This is a genomic window from Pseudomonas sp. ICMP 3272 (genome assembly GCF_001466905.1).
GTDB lineage: Bacteria > Pseudomonadota > Gammaproteobacteria > Pseudomonadales > Pseudomonadaceae > Aquipseudomonas > Aquipseudomonas amygdali.
This window is the reverse complement of record NZ_LKEK01000064.1, coordinates 201,286-219,968: the sequence shown is the minus strand read 5'-3', so window position 1 is coordinate 219,968 and position 18,683 is coordinate 201,286. Positions and strand designations below refer to the sequence as shown.

Annotated in this window: 21 protein-coding genes; 12 read left to right on the top strand and 9 right to left on the bottom strand. The window is 61.8% G+C overall.

Going from position 1 to position 18,683, the window contains the following annotated elements; all coding sequences use genetic code 11:
• Nucleotides 1–133: 133 nt before the first annotated feature.
• From AO068_RS18725 to AO068_RS18705, 5 genes are all read right to left on the bottom strand, one after another.
• Complete coding sequence (locus tag AO068_RS18725; RefSeq protein ID WP_058409118.1) at nucleotides 134–1,594, bottom strand: aldehyde dehydrogenase family protein; 1,461 nt, start codon at nucleotides 1,592–1,594, stop codon at nucleotides 134–136.
• Nucleotides 1,595–1,778: 184 nt separating this feature from the next.
• Nucleotides 1,779–2,639, bottom strand: a complete 861-nt coding sequence (locus AO068_RS18720; RefSeq protein ID WP_058409117.1) for a GNAT family N-acetyltransferase — start codon at nucleotides 2,637–2,639, stop codon at nucleotides 1,779–1,781.
• Nucleotides 2,640–2,677: 38 nt separating this feature from the next.
• The gene (locus tag AO068_RS18715; protein WP_058409116.1) at nucleotides 2,678–3,862 is read right to left on the bottom strand and encodes an NAD(P)/FAD-dependent oxidoreductase; all 1,185 of its coding nucleotides are present in this window, start codon (nucleotides 3,860–3,862) and stop codon (nucleotides 2,678–2,680) included.
• Nucleotides 3,863–3,881: 19 nt separating this feature from the next.
• Entirely contained in the window at nucleotides 3,882–4,274 is a 393-nt protein-coding gene (locus tag AO068_RS18710; protein ID WP_058409115.1) for a RidA family protein, read from the bottom strand.
• Entirely contained in the window at nucleotides 4,264–5,400 is a 1,137-nt protein-coding gene (locus tag AO068_RS18705) for a DSD1 family PLP-dependent enzyme (protein WP_058409114.1), read from the bottom strand. The genes AO068_RS18710 and AO068_RS18705 overlap by 11 nt, the downstream gene beginning before the upstream one ends.
• A 95-nt stretch (nucleotides 5,401–5,495) precedes the next feature.
• Between AO068_RS18705 and AO068_RS18700 the strand changes: the two genes are divergently transcribed.
• Both AO068_RS18700 and recR read left to right on the top strand, forming a co-directional pair.
• Nucleotides 5,496–6,380, top strand: a complete 885-nt coding sequence (locus AO068_RS18700) for a LysR family transcriptional regulator (protein WP_058409113.1) — start codon at nucleotides 5,496–5,498, stop codon at nucleotides 6,378–6,380.
• A 110-nt stretch (nucleotides 6,381–6,490) separates the two neighbouring features.
• Nucleotides 6,491–7,093, top strand: a complete 603-nt coding sequence (gene recR, locus AO068_RS18695) for a recombination mediator RecR (protein ID WP_002554228.1) — start codon at nucleotides 6,491–6,493, stop codon at nucleotides 7,091–7,093.
• 21 nt (nucleotides 7,094–7,114) lie between these two features.
• Here recR and AO068_RS18690 read toward each other — a convergent pair whose 3' ends face one another.
• Complete coding sequence (locus AO068_RS18690) at nucleotides 7,115–7,438, bottom strand: EscU/YscU/HrcU family type III secretion system export apparatus switch protein (RefSeq protein ID WP_005744620.1); 324 nt, start codon at nucleotides 7,436–7,438, stop codon at nucleotides 7,115–7,117.
• Nucleotides 7,438–9,075: a flagellar hook-length control protein FliK gene (gene fliK, locus AO068_RS18685; protein ID WP_058409112.1), complete on the bottom strand. Its 1,638-nt coding sequence runs from the start codon at nucleotides 9,073–9,075 to the stop codon at nucleotides 7,438–7,440. The genes AO068_RS18690 and fliK overlap by 1 nt, the downstream gene beginning before the upstream one ends.
• Nucleotides 9,076–9,265: 190 nt before the next feature.
• Between fliK and ccmA the strand changes: the two genes are divergently transcribed.
• From ccmA to AO068_RS18635, 10 genes are read left to right on the top strand one after another with little or no spacing between them, the layout of a single operon-like run.
• A complete protein-coding gene (ccmA, locus tag AO068_RS18680; RefSeq protein WP_058409111.1) occupies nucleotides 9,266–9,907 on the top strand; it encodes a cytochrome c biogenesis heme-transporting ATPase CcmA in 642 nt (213 codons plus the stop codon).
• On the top strand, nucleotides 9,904–10,575 hold the full coding sequence (ccmB, locus tag AO068_RS18675; RefSeq protein WP_058409110.1) for a heme exporter protein CcmB: 672 nt from the start codon (nucleotides 9,904–9,906) through the stop codon (nucleotides 10,573–10,575). Before ccmA ends, ccmB begins: the two co-directional genes overlap by 4 nt.
• A 54-nt stretch (nucleotides 10,576–10,629) precedes the next feature.
• The gene (locus AO068_RS18670) at nucleotides 10,630–11,433 is read left to right on the top strand and encodes a heme ABC transporter permease (RefSeq protein WP_058409109.1); all 804 of its coding nucleotides are present in this window, start codon (nucleotides 10,630–10,632) and stop codon (nucleotides 11,431–11,433) included.
• Nucleotides 11,430–11,606, top strand: coding sequence for a heme exporter protein CcmD (gene ccmD, locus AO068_RS18665; RefSeq protein WP_057401186.1), 177 nt, complete (start codon nucleotides 11,430–11,432; stop codon nucleotides 11,604–11,606). Before AO068_RS18670 ends, ccmD begins: the two co-directional genes overlap by 4 nt.
• Entirely contained in the window at nucleotides 11,603–12,070 is a 468-nt protein-coding gene (gene ccmE, locus AO068_RS18660; protein ID WP_058409108.1) for a cytochrome c maturation protein CcmE, read from the top strand. The genes ccmD and ccmE overlap by 4 nt, the downstream gene beginning before the upstream one ends.
• Nucleotides 12,071–12,073: 3 nt before the next feature.
• Entirely contained in the window at nucleotides 12,074–14,047 is a 1,974-nt protein-coding gene (locus tag AO068_RS18655; protein ID WP_058409107.1) for a heme lyase CcmF/NrfE family subunit, read from the top strand.
• Nucleotides 14,044–14,580, top strand: a complete 537-nt coding sequence (locus AO068_RS18650) for a DsbE family thiol:disulfide interchange protein (RefSeq protein WP_058400921.1) — start codon at nucleotides 14,044–14,046, stop codon at nucleotides 14,578–14,580. Before AO068_RS18655 ends, AO068_RS18650 begins: the two co-directional genes overlap by 4 nt.
• Nucleotides 14,577–15,047: a cytochrome c-type biogenesis protein gene (locus AO068_RS18645; RefSeq protein ID WP_004665807.1), complete on the top strand. Its 471-nt coding sequence runs from the start codon at nucleotides 14,577–14,579 to the stop codon at nucleotides 15,045–15,047. The genes AO068_RS18650 and AO068_RS18645 overlap by 4 nt, the downstream gene beginning before the upstream one ends.
• Nucleotides 15,044–16,225: a c-type cytochrome biogenesis protein CcmI gene (gene ccmI, locus AO068_RS18640; RefSeq protein WP_058409106.1), complete on the top strand. Its 1,182-nt coding sequence runs from the start codon at nucleotides 15,044–15,046 to the stop codon at nucleotides 16,223–16,225. Before AO068_RS18645 ends, ccmI begins: the two co-directional genes overlap by 4 nt.
• An 11-nt stretch (nucleotides 16,226–16,236) precedes the next feature.
• Complete coding sequence (locus AO068_RS18635; protein ID WP_002554216.1) at nucleotides 16,237–16,644, top strand: hypothetical protein; 408 nt, start codon at nucleotides 16,237–16,239, stop codon at nucleotides 16,642–16,644.
• Nucleotides 16,645–16,703: 59 nt separating this feature from the next.
• Here the strand turns inward: AO068_RS18635 and AO068_RS18630 are convergent, their stop codons facing one another.
• Together AO068_RS18630 and AO068_RS18625 are read right to left on the bottom strand one after the other, a co-directional pair.
• Nucleotides 16,704–17,702, bottom strand: a complete 999-nt coding sequence (locus AO068_RS18630; RefSeq protein ID WP_005780521.1) for a sulfate ABC transporter substrate-binding protein — start codon at nucleotides 17,700–17,702, stop codon at nucleotides 16,704–16,706.
• A 103-nt stretch (nucleotides 17,703–17,805) separates the two neighbouring features.
• Nucleotides 17,806–18,639 (bottom strand): ion transporter, encoded by an 834-nt coding sequence (locus AO068_RS18625; RefSeq protein ID WP_005780523.1) that lies wholly within the window; start codon nucleotides 18,637–18,639, stop codon nucleotides 17,806–17,808.
• Nucleotides 18,640–18,683: the final 44 nt, after the last annotated feature.

Below are 18,683 nucleotides of genomic sequence, written 5' to 3'. Positions count from 1 at the left end.
CAAAGCCCCGTAAAGTACAGGGCTCAGGCGGCAAGCTAAACCGTCCAACTTTTGGGGGGCAGTTCACGTAGCGTTGGAACGATCCTCATCGTAGTCTGAGCCCCATTTTCCGGACTTTCAGCACCAGCGCCACTCAACCAAACCCCACAATAGCCTTGGTCTCCAGATACTCTTCAAAGCCATGCACGCCATACTCGCGACCATTGCCCGAGCGCTTGTAGCCGCCGAACGGGGCCATCGGGTTCCAGGCGGGGTAGTTCAGATGCACTTGTCCGGCACGAATGCGCGAAGCCACCGAACGGGCCTGCTCAAGGTCCTGCCCCTGTACATGCGCGCCCAGACCGTAAACGGTGTCGTTGGCAATCGCCACGGCCTCATCAATCGTGTCGTAGGCAATCAGGCACAGCACCGGACCAAATATTTCTTCCCGGGCGATACGCATGGACGAGTCCACTTCGGAAAATACCGTTGGCCGCGTGTAGAAGCCTTGCTCATGGCCTTGCACACGGCCTGGCCCGCCGCAGACCAGCTTCGCGCCTTCACTCAGCCCGGCATCGATCATCGCCTGTACGCGGTGAAACTGTGCCTCGTTGGCGATCGGGCCCAGCACCGTTTCCTCCCGCTGCGGATCTCCCACAATGATTGCCGCAGCCGTTTCGGCAGCCAGCGCTTCGACTTCTGCCAGTCGGCTTCTGGGCACGATCATGCGGGTCGGCGCACTGCACGACTGGCCAACATTGCGGAACGCCGCCATTACGCCGGGCGGCACGGCTTTGGCGAAGTCGGCGTCGGGCAGCAGAATGTTCGGTGATTTACCGCCCAGTTCCTGAGTCACCCGTTTCACGGTCGGTGCGGCAGCTTGTGCAACCAGCGCGCCTGCACGGTTGGAACCGGTGATCGAGATCATGTCGATGTCAGGGTGCGCCGCCATCGCGCCGCCCACTTCAGGGCCGCTGCCATTGACCAGGTTGAATACCCCAGGCGGCAGACCCGCATCGTGAACCAGTTGCGCGAACAGCAAGGCGCTTAGCGGCGACAGTTCGCTGGGTTTGAGCACCACTGTGCAGCCAGCGGCAATCGCCGGGGCGACTTTTGCCGTAATTTGATACAGCGGCCAGTTCCACGGCGTGATCAGCCCGCACACACCGATGGGTTCGCGTTCAATCGCGGTGCCGCCTTCGACGCTCTGGAAGCGATAGGTCGCCAGCAGGTCGCGTGCAACACGAACGTGCTCCGCGGCAAGTGGCACCTGCATCGCCCGCGCAGAACTGATAGCTGCGCCCATCTCCAGCGAGATGGCCTGCGCCAGTTGTTCCTTGCGCTCGAGGATAAGCTCGTGGATGCGCCCGATTATCTCGGCCCGGGCGTGCGCCGAGGTGCCGGACCAGCCCGCAAAGGCTGCCCGCGCCGCTGCAACCGCGCGGTCGACGTCGGCGGCCGAGCCACTGGCAACGTGCGCCACCACTTCTTCGGTTGCCGGGTTGATCACCGCAATACTGGCCGGGTTGAGCGGCGCCGACCAGCGACCATCGATATAGAATTTCTGCGCGGTGTCTGGATCAACGCGATGGCTGTTCAAGGACTGTGAGGTCATCCAGCGAGCTCCCTGGAGCGATAATGGGCGAGGTCAGGCCGTTTGATATCAGGCCGTTATATGCCTATAAGCTAACAAAGCGATCTGGATAAAAAGCGCCGATCTGCCGGGCTGCAAAGAATAATCTGCTGTATGCAACCCGTTAACATTGCGGACCTGTTCCGGGGCTTTATCCGCGCCGATTTCAGCCTATGGCCTGGGTCACCAGCGCAAACTGCTGCACGTCCTTGCTTGATGGCGGTGGCGTTCCGAGCACCATGCGCGGAGCCCTGTCGACACACGGCAGGCCAAGGCTTTCGAGCCACGGTGCCAAACCGCAATCAGCCAGAATGTCGAAGCGCACGAACATGTCTGGTATCCGTTGCAGCAGGTGGGCAATCAATTGCCGGGCCTGCTCTGCATCACCGGCCACCAGCGGGCCGATGATATGCCCGCGGCCGAAACGGCGCAGCAGGGCGATGCCTGTCAGGCGCCCTTCATGGTCGATGCCCACCGCCTGTTCTGCATCGCGCGACAACAGGTCATTCAGCACGACAGTGCGATCCAGACCGCTGCCTGCATTGGCCAGCCTGATCAGTTCGGCATGGTCGGCCGGACCCAGCGTGCGAATCGGCAGACCAACGCTCGGTGTCGCCAGCCCTGACAGGTCAGCAATGCCCTGATGCTGCTGGATCCGCGCAAAATCGACAAAGCCAAGGCTCCGGTACAGCGGCGCGCCCAGTTCCGTGGCATTGAGGATCGGTGTACGCGGTGCGGTTGCGTCAAGGCACAGATGCATCAGGCGGCGGCCGATGCCTTTGCCCTGATGTTCATCGCTGACAATCACCAAACCGATGGATGACCAGTCGCCCTGGTGGCAGGTGAATGCCACGCCCACCAGTTGGCCGTCACGTTCGGCGACAAAACCCTCAGAGGTGCGTTGCACCATCGCCCAATCCTCTTCGCGGTGCGGCCATTTGAGGTGTACCGAGAGGGCATGGGCCGCCGGAATGTCCGCCTCAGTCACCGGGCGATATCGATAGAGGGTATCTGGGGTCGCGGGCATGGAGCCTCCGTTGCAAGGGCGAGGTGGGTTGGTTCGGCTCATATGAGCTTGCCTGTGCTCATCAGGCTGGACGTGAACGGCATCTCGATGGCCGTCGGGTCAGTGAAGCGGCGAATATCGAACGGGCTGATCAAGGTGCGCGTGCTGCCGGTGCTGATCAGCTCGGCCATGACATCGCCGACGCCGGGGCCGAGCTGAAAGCCGTGGCCGCAGAAGCCAAACGCATAGAACAGGCTGTCCACCTTGCCGCTGCGGCCCATGATCGGCAGCGAATCCGGCGTATAGCTCTCGATGCCGCTCCAGACACGGATGATGTTCAGCTTCTCTGCGCCCGGTAACAGGCGTTTCATCTGCTTCATCTGGTTGATCAGGCTTTCTGGCTTGAAGTAGGCACGGCGGTTGACCATGTCCGGTTTGTTGCGATTACCGCCGCCGATGATGATGTTGCCGCGCGGTATCTGGCGGAAATAGATCACTTCTTCCTTGATTTTGGTGAACACTCCGATCACCGTCGGCAGGGCGTAGGGCACCGGTTCGGTCACCGACATCTGCGGGCCGTTCGGCTCGAGAGGGACGGGTTCACCGAATTGTTCCGCCAGCCTGGCTGCCCAGGCCCCGGCAGTGATGAGCAATTGTTCGGCGACGAATAACTGACCATCGGCAGTGGTGACATGAAACTCACCGCCGACTTTCTGAACGTCAGTCACTTCAGTGCGCTCTTTGATCCGTGCCCCGGCCCGAATCGCTGCGCGGGCGAATGCCGGCGCTGCCAGCCGTGGATTGGCATGGCCATCGTGAGGCGCATAAGAGCCGCCTTTGACTTCCGGGCCGAGGAACGGAAAGCGCTCGTGCAGGGCCCTGCCGGAGAAAATCTGCAAATCCAGCTCGCGGGCTTCGGGTGCGGCGGCATAGGCCTCCAGTTCAGCGATCTCGTTTTCGCGGTAGCAGACCCGCATGTGCCCGCTGGGGATGAACTCCAGGTCTTCGCCGATCAGTTCCGGCAGGCGTTTCCACAGCGCCCAGGAGCGATTGGCGAGTTCCAGTTGGCCGAGAAAGCGTCCCTGGCGGCGCACATTGCCGAAATTCACGCCGCTGGCGTATTGGCCGATCTGGTCGCGCTCCAGCAGAGTCACCGAGCGGCCGTGCTGGCGCAGGAAAAATGCTGATGACGAGCCCATGAAGCCGCCGCCGATAATCAGAACGTCGCTTTTTTGTGGGGTCATGAGGTGCTCCCGGTCATGTTCATCGCCCGCTGCGCGCCTGGGCTTCGATTTCGATCAGATAACCGTGATGCAATTGCGGGACCGGCACCACGGCGCGTGCAGGGCGATGCTCGCCCAGATAGCCTGCGTAAATGCGGTCGAAGGCCGGCCAGTGCTGGATACCTGCGATGTAAATGGTCACTTTCAGCAGGTCATCGGTCGTGCATCCTGCTGCCTCAAGAATGGCAGCCAGGTTATCCAGCGCAATAACGGCCTGAGCCTCGAACGGTTCTTCGACGCTGTGGCTGCCGTCGGCGCGCACCGGCAGTTGCCCGGAAACATGCAGCGTGCCTTGATGCAACACTGCCTGGGAATAATGCCCGCCTGGCGCAGCGGCCAGGGGCGTGCGAATCAGTTCGATATCACCAGCCATGCAAGCGACTCCAGGTGTGAATTGCGCCTTCGGCATCGCAGGCGTGGTAGTCCGGGAACTGCGCACCGGTGGCGCAGGCGTGGTTGGGCAGAATGCGCAGCCGGCTGCCGATGGGGAAGCGCGCAGTGATGTCTGCCTGGCTGCCGGTGGCAAGCGTGATGATGCCATGCTCCTGATTGGCACCGGTCACCCGTGCGCCGTCGATCCACTCGCCGGTTTCGCTGCACACCTGGCCGTAGCCGAAATCCTCACGCTGGCGCTGGGTACCGCGATCCCGGCTCATGGCCATCCAGCCCGCGTCAACGATGATCCAGCCCTTGTCCTGCTGATGGCCGATGACCGTAGTCAGCACGCTCAGGGCCAGTTCGTCCGCGCGGCACACGCCGATGTTGTGCATTACCAGATCGAAGAATATATAGACCCCGGCACGTACTTCGGTCACGCCTTGCAGGCTCTGCGCCGACAGCGCGGTAGGCGTCGAGCCGATGCTGACTTCCGCGCAGGGCAGCCCCTCTTGCCGAATGCGCTCGGCGGCGCTGACGCAAAGCCTGCGCTCCTGCTCGGCGAGGGCTTGCAGCGCTTCGGGGGTGTCGAGGTCGTAGCTGGACCCGGCATGGGTCATGACCCCTCGCAGGTGCATGCCGCCCTCGACCAGCGTTCTCGCGACGTCGACGAGCGCAGGGTCGTCGACGGTCAGCCCGGAACGATGACCGTCGCAATCGATTTCGATCCACACATCAAAACGCTCATCATGTTGCTGGCCGGAGGCGACAATCGCCTGGGCAGCCACCACGCTGTCGGTCAGGATGCTCAGGCGGCAACCGTTGCGCCGCAGTTTGAGTGCCTGATCCAGTTTGCCGGGTGCGATGGCGACGGCGTAGAACACGTCGTCGATGCCCTCGGCAAAGCAGTGTTCGGCCTCCTTCAAGGTCGAGACCGTTACGCCGCTTGCACCTGCAGCTATCTGCGCCTGAATCACCGGCAGGCATTTGCTGGTCTTGACGTGCGGCCGCAAGCGCACACCCAGCTCATTCATGCGGTGTTGCATGCGCTGGATATTGCGCTGCATGCGCGGCACATCAAGCAACGCGACAGGTGTATCGAGAGAAGACAAGAGGGCAGACATGGCAGAGCTCGCGTGACTGGGTACGGCCGCCACTCTACTCATGGGTGATGAAGCTGTGGTTCAATGCTTTGTCATCAATCCTTAAGCTGAGCTGAATGATCGCTATTGAAGACCTGCGTCTGGCCGTGACCCTGTCGCGCTGCGAATCCCTCAGTGCTGCGGCCAGAGTCCTGAATGTCTCGCCGCCTGCGTTGTCGATGCGCTTGCGCAAGCTGGAGACGCAACTGGGCATTACCCTGGCCAATCGTGACGCCAGACGTTTGAGTCTGACGGCCGATGGCGAACGTTTCGCCCGGGAAAGCGCACATTTGCTGGAACAGTTGGAGGCGCTCCCGGAATCCTTCAAGCAGCGTGACGAACGACTGGTCGGCACCCTGCGCCTGGCCGCGCCTTTTGGCTATGGACGCCAGCGCATTGCTCCGTTGCTGGCGCGCTTCGCCAAACTGCATCCGCAATTGCGTCTGCACCTGGACCTGCGCGAAACGCCGTGGCCCGATCGGCATGACAGCGACGCAGTGATTCATATCGGCAGCCTCAATGACAGCCTGTGGATCGCCAGACCATTGGCGCACAACCATCGCTGGCTGTGCGCCAGCCCGGCTTATCTGGAGCAGCACGGCGCGCCCTCGACGCCTGACGAGCTGGCGCGTCATCGTTGCATCTGCATTCGCGAAAACGATGAAGACGTGACCCTCTGGCACCTGAGCAAGGGCCAGGCGAAAAAGACCCTGCGCATCGAGCCTGCGCTGCTCAGCAACGACGGCTCGGTTGCCCGGCGCTGGGCCGAGCAGGGGCTGGGCATCGTCTTGCGCTCGCAGTGGGATGTCAGCGATGCCATCGCCAGTGGCAGGCTGGTGAGGGTGCTGGCCGATTGGCAACTGGCCAGCGCGCCTATCAACCTGCTGGTGCCCGTGCGCAAGCACCGCAGCGCGAGGGTGCAGGCACTGACGGAGTTTCTGGAGACGGCCTTGAAGGCTTGATCATGGACAGCACCGGCGCGCTGTTGGTCGCTGGGTTGCACACCTCAATTGACGCTCACGGCAAGGCGCGGGTATAAACCGCGTCTTGTGTTTTTGTCGGATTTTTCTCCATGAGCTTCAGCCCCCTGATTCGCCAGTTGATCGATGCCTTCCGCGTGCTGCCGGGCGTCGGTCAGAAAACCGCTCAACGCATGGCGTTGCAGCTGCTGGAGCGCGACCGCAGCGGCGGCTCACGGCTGGCGCTGGCCTTGGGGCAGGCGATGGATGGCGTTGGTCATTGCCGCTCATGCCGCACCCTCACCGAAGAGGAGCTCTGCCCGCAATGCGCCGACCCGCGCCGTGATGACACGCTGCTGTGTGTGGTGGAAGGGCCGACGGATGTCTACGCGGTGGAGCAGACCGGTTATCGCGGTCGCTACTTTGTGCTCAAGGGCCATCTGTCGCCGCTCGACGGCCTGGGGCCGGAAGCCATCGGTATTCCGCAACTGATGGAACGTATCAGCCAGCAGGGCACCTTCACTGAGGTGATCCTCGCCACCAACCCGACGGTGGAAGGCGAAGCGACGGCGCATTACATCGCCCAGTTGCTCCACGAAAAAGGCCTGGTCGCGTCGCGCATCGCCCACGGTGTACCACTGGGTGGCGAGCTGGATCTGGTCGACGGCGGCACCCTGGCGCACTCGTTTGCAGGGCGCAAGCCGATTGCGTTGTGATGCGCCCTTGCTCCTGCGCTATCAGTAGCGCGGCGTAATATCCCGCTCGACAGGCGGCGCATTCGGGTCCTGGCCTGCTGGAAACTTGCCTTTCAGGTGCCAGGCAAACGCGATGATTTCGGCAATCGTGCGGTAGAGCGGCTCGGGGATGCTGTCGCCCAGTTCCATGCGTGCCAGCAGTTTGACCAGTTCGGCGTTCTCGTAGATCGGCACTTCATATTCACGGGCAATGGCCAGAATGGCCTCGGCCAGCTGGTCGTCGCCCTTGGCGCTGAGCGTCGGGGCCTGTTGGCCGTCATAGCTCAGGGCAATAGCCTGGCGCGGGACATGATCGGGTAGGGACATCAGGCGTTCTCGTCAATCCAGCGTTGTTCAAGGGCGGTGCGCGGGCCGCTTGGCGGTGCGCCGTGGCTGCAGGCCAGTTCGCCCACTGCCAGGCCGCAGGCAATCAGCCGCTCGCGCAAATATCCCAGTTCATGTTCGATCAAGGCCGCGCTGTCGGGCCGCTCGGCCCATAGCTGACTGGACAGCGTGCCGCGCAACAACTGCGCATGCACCTGCAGCGGCCCCAACGGCTCAAGGTCGAATGCCAGATCGACTTTCCAGAGCTTTTCCCGGGTTTCCTTGATCTCGACATCGTCGCGGTCTTCGGCAGCTTCCTGATCCGGCTTGTCTTCACGCTGCACCTTGACCTGCAAGGGCACGATGTCATGCGCGTTACGCATCGGCACTTCCAGTTGCCAGGTGGTCACCTGCGTGCCGTCGGCATTGGTGCGGGTCTGCTCCAGACCGCCCAACTGGTGGCTTTGCAGGCGCGAAACAGCTGCCGCAGCCAGCTTGAGCAGAATCTCCAGGTCGTCCTCTTTTTCGCCACCGCTGACGTTGCGCGACGGCAGCGGAAAGATGCTCGGCTGGGTGCGTGCGGCAACCAGCCCAAGGGTGCCCAGGGCATTGCGAATCGCGTTGGGCATGGCCCGCGCCAAGGTATTGGACGCAGCGGCGGCGCTGTAAGTGGTGCTTTCCGGCAACCCCGGCAGAATCTGCGCAATCAGGCGCATCAGGTTGGCTTTCATGTCCGGAACCTGAGCCGGATTGAGCCCGGCAAGCAGCTTCGCTTCCAGAAACACGCCGCTGGCATTGAGGGCCTGGGCGACGCCTTTCGGTGTGCTCATCTGCTCGATGTCGGGCAGATCGTCCAGCAACTGGCTTATGGCGGCTTGCAGCGGGGCGCTGATCGCTGAGTTGCTGGCAGGGCTGGCACTGGTTGTAGTGGCTGACTGCAGGTTTTGCAGGGCGTTGATCAGGTTATCCAGCGAGCCCTGGCGGTTTTGCTGAGCAGCCAGTTGCTGGGCCACGGCCAGTTGATCGAAACGGCCGGGCAGGGCGACGAAGTTCAGCGCCTGGTTGCCTTGTACCTGAGCGCTCAGCAGGCTGCCGACCGTCAGCGGCTGCGGGCTTTCGATGGTCAGGCTGGAGCCCGCCAGCGCAGTATTGAGCAGCATCACGATGGAGCGATAGGTGGGTGTTGCGGCGGCCGGGTTTTGCGTGGCCAGTTGATTGACTGCCTGCGCGATCACCTGGCTGGTCATGACCTTGCCCTGCAACAGCGTGCCGACCGGCAATTGTTGCGTATCGATGCTGGTCATCGAGTTTTTCAGTGCGCTGTTGATCTGTTGCAGCGTCAGTGTCAGCTCGTTGGGTGAGGCTTGCGCCACCTGCAACAGGCTGCCGGGCGTGAACGGTACGCTGCTGGTGACCTGCAGGTTGGTCAGGCTGCCATTGGCGAGTACCAGCCGCAGCAGCAACTGGAAGTTCTGGTTGACCTGCTTGAGGGTCAGCACTTCGGCGTCGACGGTTTCGCCTTCGGGAATCAGATTATCCGCCGATTGCAGCAGGGTCAGCACCTGCGCAGGGGAGATGCCGGCGCGCAGCAGGGTTGTGGTAGGGATTGTCGCCGGGACGCTGGTGATGTCGCCTGTCATTGAAATATCGACCTGAGGAAATTGCCCCTTTGATAACAGGACTCGCATGTATAATACCGGCCAAAACCGGACCAGCCGCCATTAACTTCTCTTCATGTAACGGCCATATCACCCCCGACTTGAACAGCCTTCTACTGCGTATGTGTCTGTTTTGGTACATTTCGCGACGCTCCAGCACTGGAAACGCCCGATGATCTCAGCCCCCCCATTTTTGCAAGCGACGGCTCTGACGTGTGAGCGGGACGGGCGGATGTTGTTCGAAAACCTTGATTTGCAGGTGCGCACGGGGGACATGTTGCAGGTCAGCGGCCCCAATGGCAGCGGCAAGACCAGCCTGCTGCGCCTGTTGTGCGGGCTGATGCAACCCACGGCCGGGCACGTGCTGCTCAACGGCCAGCCAGTGGGCCGCCAGCCGACAGCGCCGGGGCTCAATCTGTTGTGGGTTGGCCATGCGCCGGCGCTCAAGGACCTGCTGACACCGCTGGAGAATCTTTCCTGGCTCTGTGCACTTCATCACCCGGCCGATGCCGAGGCCATTTTCAATGCGCTCGACGCGGTCGGGCTGGCAGGTTTCGAAGATGTGCCGTGTCACACCTTGTCGGCCGGACAGCAGCGTCGTGTTGCACTGGCGCGCCTGTATCTGCCAGGCCCGCCACTCTGGCTGCTTGATGAACCGTTCACCGCGCTGGACCGCCAGGGCATTGCCCAACTGGAAAATCATCTTGCCGGGCACTGTGAAAAAGGCGGCATGATCGTCATGACCACTCATCACACCCTGAGCCGCCTGCCTGCGGGCTATCGGGACATCGATCTGGGGCAGTGGGCAGCATGAGCAAGGTCTTTGCCCTGCTGATCGCCCGTGAGTTTCGCCTGCTGGCCAGGCGTCCGGCAGAGCTTGCCAACCCGCTGGTGTTCTTTGCGATAGTGGTCGCCTTGTTCCCGCTGGCGCTGGGGCCGCAGACGCAATTGTTGCAAGCCTTGTCACCGGGGCTGGTCTGGGTCGCGGCACTGCTGGCCGTGTTGCTGTCGCTGGACGGGCTGTTTCGCAGTGATTTCGAGGATGGCTCGCTGGAACAGTGGGTCCTTTCGCCGCACCCGCTGGCCCTTCTGGTCTTGAGCAAAGTGCTGGCACACTGGGTTTTTTCCGGGCTGGCACTGGTATTGTTGTCGCCCTTGCTGGCGCTGATGCTGGGGCTGCCGGTGCGGTGCCTGGCGGTGTTGATGGTGTCGCTGCTATTGGGCACGCCAGTGCTCAGCCTGCTGGGTGCAGTCGGTGCGGCGCTGACCGTGGGTTTGAAGCGCGGCGGCCTGTTGTTGGCATTGTTGATTCTGCCGCTGTACATCCCGGTATTGATTCTGGGCAGCGGTGCGTTGCAAGCCGCGCTGCAAGGCATGCCAGCGACTGGCTATCTGCTGTGGCTGGGCTGCCTGAGCGCGCTGGCGATCACCCTGACCCCCTTTGCGATAGCCGCTGGCCTGAAGATCAGCGTCGGTGAATAAATTGAGGTTCCGGGATCGAGAATTCGATGCCGGTCAACACCCTGGATACACCTGATGAAAAGCAACGCCATGAAAAGCAGCATCGGTTGGGCCTGGTTGCACACACTCGGCTCACCGAAAGGGTTTTACCGCATCAGCGCACGTCTGCTGCCGTGGCTGAGTGTGGCCGCTGCACTGCTGCTCGGCATCGGCATCATCTGGGGGCTGGCGTTTGCGCCGCCGGATTACCAGCAGGGCAACAGCTTCCGGATCATTTATATCCATGTGCCTGCCGCCATGCTCGCCCAGTCCTGCTACGTCATGCTGGCCCTGTGCGGCGTGGTCGGGCTGGTCTGGAAAATCAAACTGGCCGATGTCGCGCTGCAATGCGCTGCACCCATTGGCGCGTGGATGACCGCGCTGGCACTGGCGACCGGCGCGATCTGGGGCAAACCGACCTGGGGCGCGTGGTGGGTCTGGGACGCGCGCCTGACCTCAATGCTGATTCTGCTGTTCCTGTATTTCGGCCTGATCGCGCTGGGCAATGCCATCAGCAACCGCGCCAGCGCTGCCAAGGCCTGTGCACTGCTGGCCATCGTCGGCGTGGTGAATATCCCGATCATCAAATATTCGGTCGAGTGGTGGAATACCCTGCACCAGGGCGCGACGTTCAGCCTTACGGAAAAACCGGCCATGCCTGCCGAAATGTGGCTGCCGTTGCTGTTCACAGCGTTGGGTTTTTACTGCTTCTTCGGTGTTGTATTGCTGTTGCGTATGCGCCTTGAAGTGCTGCGTCGCGAGTCGCGCACCCAGTGGGCCAAGGCCGAGGTTCTACGTAGCCTCGGACAAACGCCAGAACCGTCGGAGAACAGGTCTTGAGCTTCGCGTCATTCAGCGACTTTCTCGCCATGGGCCGCCACGGGCTGTTTGTCTGGTCGGCCTACGGTCTGTGCCTGTTGGTGCTGCTGATCAACGTGGCAATGCCGCTAGTGGCGCGCCAGCGGTTCCTGAAACAACAGGCGCGGCGCCTGAAGCGGGAGAATCGCTCGTGAACCCGTTGCGCAAAAAACGTCTGCTGATCATCGCGACGCTGCTGGTTGGCGTCGGCCTGGCAGTGAGCCTGGCGCTCAGCGCGCTGAAGGAAAACATCAATCTGTTCTATACGCCGAGCCAGATCGCCAATGGAGAGGCCCCGCTGGGCACGCGCATTCGTGCTGGCGGTATGGTGGAAAAGGGCTCATTGCAGCGTTCGGCGAACTCGCTGGATGTGCGTTTTGTGGTCACCGATTTCAACAAGTCGGTGACCATCACCTATCGCGGCATTCTTCCCGATCTGTTCCGCGAAGGGCAGGGGATTGTCGCGTTAGGCAAACTCAATGCGCAGGGTGTGGTGGTCGCCGATGAGGTGCTGGCCAAACATGACGAGAAGTACATGCCGCCCGAAGTCACCAAGGCGCTGCGCGACAGCGGCCAGGCGGCACCGGGCGGCTCTTCCACACCTGCGAAACAGGGCTGATCGATGATTCCCGAACTCGGCCATCTGGCGATGATTCTGGCACTCGGCTTTGCGCTGGCGCAGGCCATTATTCCGCTGATCGGTGCATGGCGCGGCGACCGCCTGTGGATGAGCCTGGCGCGTCCGGCGGCGTGGGGCCAGTTCAGTTTTCTGATCTTTGCCTTCGGTTGCCTGACCTACGCGTTCATGACCGACGACTTTTCCGTTACCTATGTGGCGCAGAATTCCAACACGGCGCTGCCCTGGTATTACAAATTCAGCGCCGTGTGGGGCGCGCACGAAGGCTCGTTGCTGCTTTGGGCGCTGATTCTCGGCGGCTGGACCTTCGCTGTTTCGGTGTTTTCCCGGCAATTGCCCCAGGTCATGCTGGCGCGGGTGCTCGCCGTGATGGGCATGATCAGTCTGGGCTTTCTGTTGTTTCTGATCCTCACCTCCAACCCGTTCGCCCGTCTTCTGCCGCAAATGCCTGCCAACGGACGTGATCTGAACCCGCTGTTGCAGGATATCGGCCTGATCGTGCATCCACCGATGCTCTACATGGGCTATGTCGGCTTCTCCGTGGCCTTTGCCTTCGCCATCGCTGCCTTGCTCGGCGGCCGACTCGACGCCGCCTGGGCGCGCTGGTCCAGGCCATGGACGCTGGTAGCCTGGGCCTTTCTCGGTATCGGGATCAGCCTTGGCTCATGGTGGGCTTATTACGAACTGGGCTGGGGCGGCTGGTGGTTCTGGGACCCGGTGGAAAACGCCTCGTTCATGCCCTGGCTGGTGGGCACTGCGCTGATTCACTCGCTGGCGGTCACGGAAAAACGTGGCGTGTTCAAGAGCTGGACGGTATTGCTGGCGATTGCCGCTTTTTCCCTGAGCCTGCTGGGCACGTTCCTGGTGCGTTCCGGGGTGCTGACTTCGGTGCACGCCTTTGCCTCGGACCCGGCACGCGGCGTGTTCATCTTGCTGTTCCTGCTGGTCGTGGTGGGCGGCTCGCTGACCCTGTTTGCGATTCGTGCGCCGGTGGTCAAAAGCCATGTCGGATTCGGCCTGTGGTCGCGGGAAACCCTGTTGCTGGGCAATAACCTGTTACTGGTGACTGCTGCGTCGATGATCCTGCTGGGCACCCTTTATCCGCTGGTGATCGATGCCATGAGCGGAGCCAAGATGTCGGTCGGCCCGCCGTATTTCAATGCGCTGTTCGTACCGTTGATGGGGCTGTTGCTGGTGGTCATGGCGGTTGGCGTGCTGGTGCGCTGGAAGGACACACCGCTGAAATGGCTGCTGGGCATGCTTGCCCCGGTACTGGTCGGCAGCGCCGTGCTGGCGGTGATCGCCGCTCTGCTCATGGGCGATTTTCAGTGGGCGGTGCTGGCCACCTTCATGCTCGCCGCCTGGGTGCTGCTGGCCGGGGTTCGCGACCTGTTTGACAAGACCCGTAACAAGGGCCTGCTTCGCGGCGCCCGCGGTCTTGCCCGCAGCTATTGGGGCATGCAACTGGCGCACATTGGTATCGTGGTGTGCGCGCTGGGTGTGGTGTTGTCCAGCCAGAACAGCGCCGAGCGCGATTTGCGCATGGCACCTGGCGAGTCCACTGAGCTGGGCGGTTACGTCTTTGTATTCGAGGGCGCGAAGCATTATGAAGGGCCGAACTTCACCTCCGATCGCGGCACCGTTCGCGTCCTGCGCAACGGGGCGCAGCTCACTGAACTGCACCCGGAAAAACGTCTGTACAGCGTGCAGCAGTCAATGATGACCGAAGCAGGCATTGATGCCGGTTTCAGCCGTGATCTTTACGTAGCATTGGGTGAACCGCTGGGCAATGGCGCATGGGCCGTACGGGTTCACGTCAAACCGTTTGTGCGCTGGATCTGGCTCGGCGGTCTGCTGACCGGTCTGGGCGGTGTGCTGGCGGCGTTTGACCGTCGTTATCGCACGCGGGTCAAAAGCAAGGTGCGCGAGGCATTGGGCATGTCGGGAGTTGCACTGTGAAGCGCTGGGTCATGCTCCTGCCGCTGGCATTGTTTCTCGGCGTGGCGGCGTTCCTGTATCGCGGTTTGTATCTGGACCCCGCCGAGCTGCCGTCGGCGCTGATCGGCAAGCCGTTTCCGCAGTTTTCGCTGCCCGAAGTTCAAGGCAGCCGCGTATTGACCCGCGCCGACCTGCTGGGCAAACCCGCACTGGTCAACGTCTGGGGCACCTGGTGCGTGGCCTGTCGGGTGGAGCATCCTGTGCTGACCCGGCTAGCGCAGCAGGGCGTGCTGATCTACGGCGTTAACTACAAGGACGTCAACACCGACGCGCTGAAATGGCTCAAGGAGTTTCACGACCCTTATCAGCTGAACATCCGCGACGAAGCCGGCTCGCTGGGGCTGAACCTGGGCGTGTACGGTGCGCCGGAGACCTTCCTGATCGACCGTCAGGGCATTATTCGTTACAAACATGTCGGGGTCATCGACGAGGCTGTGTGGCGAGAAAAGCTTGCCGCGCGTTATCAGCAACTGGTTGATGAGGCGCGGCCATGAAGCGCTGCCTGATGATTGTCCTGCTCAGCGTGCTGTGCTCAGGCATCGCCCACGCTGCCATCGATGCCTATACCTTTCGCGACGACGCCGAGCGTGCCCGCTACAGCGAACTGACCAAGGAACTGCGCTGCCCCAAATGCCAGAATCAGGACATCGCCGATTCCAACGCGCCGATTGCCGCTGACTTGCGCAAGGAAATCTACCGCATGCTGGGTGAAGGGCAGAGCAATCAGCAGATCATCGACTTCATGGTTGATCGCTACGGTGACTTCGTTCGTTACAAACCCAGCCTCAACGCCCGCACCTGGCTGCTCTGGTTCGGCCCGGCCGGTCTGCTGATCGGCGGTCTGGTGGTGATCGGTTTCATCGTCGGGCGGCGTCGCAAGGCGCACTCCGAACAGGCCGATGTGCTTTCCGAGGACGAGCGACAACGCCTCGCCGCATTGCTGGATGACCACCGCCCATGATCGATTTCTGGATAGCGACCGGGCTTCTTTTGCTCGTGGCGCTGGGTTTTCTGCTGATACCGGTGCTGCGCGGCCAGCGTGCGCAACGTGAAGAAGACCGCACAGCCCTGAACGTGGCGTTGTATCAGGAACGGCTGGGCGAGTTGCAGGTTCAGCAAGAGCAGGGCGTGTTGTCAGTGGCGCAACTGCAAGGCGCCCGTGCCGAAGCTGCGCGCGAGCTGCTCGCCGACACTGAAGGCGCAGAGCCTGCGCGCACATCGCGTCTGGGCAAGCCCTTGCTGGTGCTGGCTGCGGTGCTGGTGCCGGTATTGGGGCTGGCGGGCTATCTGCAACTGGGGGCCATTGACCGCGTCGCGCTGAGCCGCGAATTCGCTCGGCCGCCAACCTCGCTGGCCGACCTGACCCAGCGTCTGGAGCGCAGCGTGCAGGCTCAGCCGGACTCAGCCGAAAACCTGTATTTTCTGGCGCGCAGCTACATGGCGCAGAACCGCCCGGGTGATGCCGCGCAGATGTTCGAGCGCTCGGTGGCACTGGCCGGAAGATCGCCAGAATTGCTCGGGCAGTGGGCACAGGCGTTGTATTTCGCCAGCGACAAACACTTCACCGCACAGGTGCAGGCGCTGACCGACGAAGCGCTGCAGGCCGACCCCAACGAAGTCACCAGCCTCGGCCTGCTGGGGATTGCCGCGTTCGAAACACAGCGTTATCAGGCAGCGGTGGATTACTGGACCCGCCTGCTGGCGGCGTTGCCCGCGCAGGACGCTTCGCGCTCGGCGCTGGAAGGCGGCATAGCCCGCGCCAGAGAAAACCTTGCCGGGCAGGGCGCGCCGGTCAAGGCCAGGGCGCTCAAGGTGCGTGTCGCGCTGGCTGCCTCGCTCAAGGGTAACGTTCAACCGGGTGACAGCGTGTTCATCTTCGCCCGTGCAATCAACGGCCCGGCCGCGCCACTGGCGGTCAAACGCATCACGGTGGCGGACCTGCCTGCCGAGGTCGAACTGAGTGATGCCGATGCAATGATGCCGCAACTGAACCTGTCGAACTTTGCGCAAGTCCAACTGGTTGCGCGAGTGTCTCGCGCAGGGCAGCCAACCACCGGTGAGTGGGTCGGCCGCAGTCAGCCGCTGGCCAGTGATACTCAGGCGCAGCAGGCGTTGACCATCGACAGTCCGGATAACTAGAGAAATCGCTTATGTACCGTACCGCACGCATCACCTTGTTGGGTCTGGTCGTTGGCCTGAGTGCCTGTGCTGTCCAGCATCCGGCACCGCCTCACAGCCAGGATCCGATCCTTAATCTGCCGGGCGGCCAGCAACCCGGCGCACCGCGCCCGAACACGGCGCCTGCCGAACCTGCCAAAGCGCCAGCAGCAGCGCCGAAGACCTCGGCCAGTTTCGCCCCGCCACCGGGCGGTGGCAGCCATTGGGACCCGCGTCTGGGCGTGTACGTGATGGACGATCAGCCCAACACCTTCTATCGCCAGCGTACTTACTATCAGTGGAACAACGGCTGGAGCTGGGCAACCAACCCCAACGGTCCGTGGCAGGCGACCGACGCCAGCGGCGTACCGGCCGGGCTGGGCAAGCAGTTCAGTAACTGATTCAAGCCTGCAAATGAAAACGGCGACCTGATGGGTCGCCGTTTTGCGTTTCGGGGGGGTTATTTGCCCGGATAGATCTGGTCGAACACACCACCGTCAATGAAGTGGGTCTTCTGCACCGTGCGCCAGTCACCGAAGGTTTTCTCGACCGACAGGAAGTCCACTTTCGGGAAGCGGTCGGTGTATTTGGCCAAGACCTGCGGGTCGCGTGGGCGCAGGTAGTTTTTCGCCGCTATTTCCTGACCTTCCGGTGACCACAGGTATTTCAGGTAGTCTTCAGCCAGGGCGCGGGATTGTTTCTTGTCCACGACCTTGTCGACCACACTCACCGGCGGCTCGGCTTCTGCCGACACGGACGGGTAGACCACTTCAAACTGGTCGCGACCGAATTCACGAGCGATCATTTCCGCTTCGTTTTCGAAGGTCACCAGCACGTCGCCGATCTGGTTGGTCATGAACGTCGTGGTCGCGCCTCGACCACCTGTGTCGAGCACGGGCACATGGCGGAACAGTTCGCCGACGAATTTCTTCGCGGCCGCTTCATCGCCACCTTTTTTAAGGGTGTAGCCCCAGGCCGACAGGTACGTGTAGCGGCCGTTACCCGAGGTTTTCGGGTTAGGCACGATGACTTCCACGCCATCCTTGATCAGGTCCGGCCAGTCTTTGAGGGCTTTCGGGTTGCCCTTGCGCACGATAAACACAGTGGCCGAGGTGAACGGCGCACTGTTATTCGGCAGGCGGCTGACCCAGTCTTTCGGCACCAGCTCGCCATTGTCGGCCAGCGCGTTGATATCGGTGGCCATGTTCATGGTAATTACGTCAGCCGGCAGCCCGTCGATGACCGAGCGCGCCTGCTTGCTCGAACCGCCAAAGGACATCTGCACAGTCACGTCTTCATTTTTCTCGGCTTTCCAGTGCTTCTGGAAGGCGCTGTTGTAGTCCTTGTAGAAATCACGCATCACGTCGTAGGAGACGTTGAGCAGCGTCGGGGCTGCCTGGGCAGCGCTGGCAAAGGCCAGGCCAGCGGCCAGTAGCGAGGCGGCGAAGAGTTTATTCACTGCAGGGTCCTTGAGATGAAGAGTCGTGTGATCAGCTTGATGGCGTAATGCCGCGACACTATCAGTATCGCGCCTGCTGTTTAAAGACTGAAAAGGTCTTTGCTTATGCCTTGTGTTCTACTTTTGCAAACAATTGATTACCGCAGCGTGAACAGAACGCCGCGCCGTGTTCGTGGAAGTTCTTCGAGCACACCGGGCAATCGTGTTTCAGCTGTTCGCCGCGCATGGCGTTGGCCAGTTCGGCGGTGAATATACCGGTGGGCACGGCGATGATCGAGTAGCCGATGATCATCACCAGCGACGAGAGCATCTGCCCGACCGGCGTCTTCGGCACGATATCGCCAAAGCCCACAGTGGTCAGGGTCACGATAGCCCAGTAAATGCCTTTGGGGATGCTGGTGAAGCCGTGCTCCGGGCCTTCGATCACGTACATCAGCGTGCCGAACACCGTGACCAGAGTGGAAACGGTGACCAGAAACACGATGATCTTCTGCTTGCTGCCACGCAGCGCAGCCAGCAAATAGTTGGCTTGGCGCAGGTAAGTGCCGAGCTTGAGCACGCGGAAAATCCGCAGCATACGGATGATCCGCACAATCAGCAGGTACTGCGCGTCGCTGTAATAGATCGACAGAACCCCCGGCACGATAGCCAGCAGGTCGACCAGCCCGTAGAAACTGAACGCGTACTTCAGCGGTCGGGGCGAGCAGTACAGGCGCAGGATGTATTCGATCGCGAACAGCAGCGTAAAGCCCCATTCGATCCAGGCGAACAGCATGGCGTAATCGCGGTGAATGCTCTCGATGCTGTCAATGACCGTGACCAGCAGGCTGAGCAGAATCGCCACCAGCACAATCTTGTCAAAGGTTCTGCCGGCAGGCGTATTCGCCTCGAAAATAACGATATGCAACCGCTCGCGGCGGCTGAGAGAGGTGTCCATGGTGCTTCCTGAAGCAAAGATCGGAAGAGCCTAGGAGTATTGGG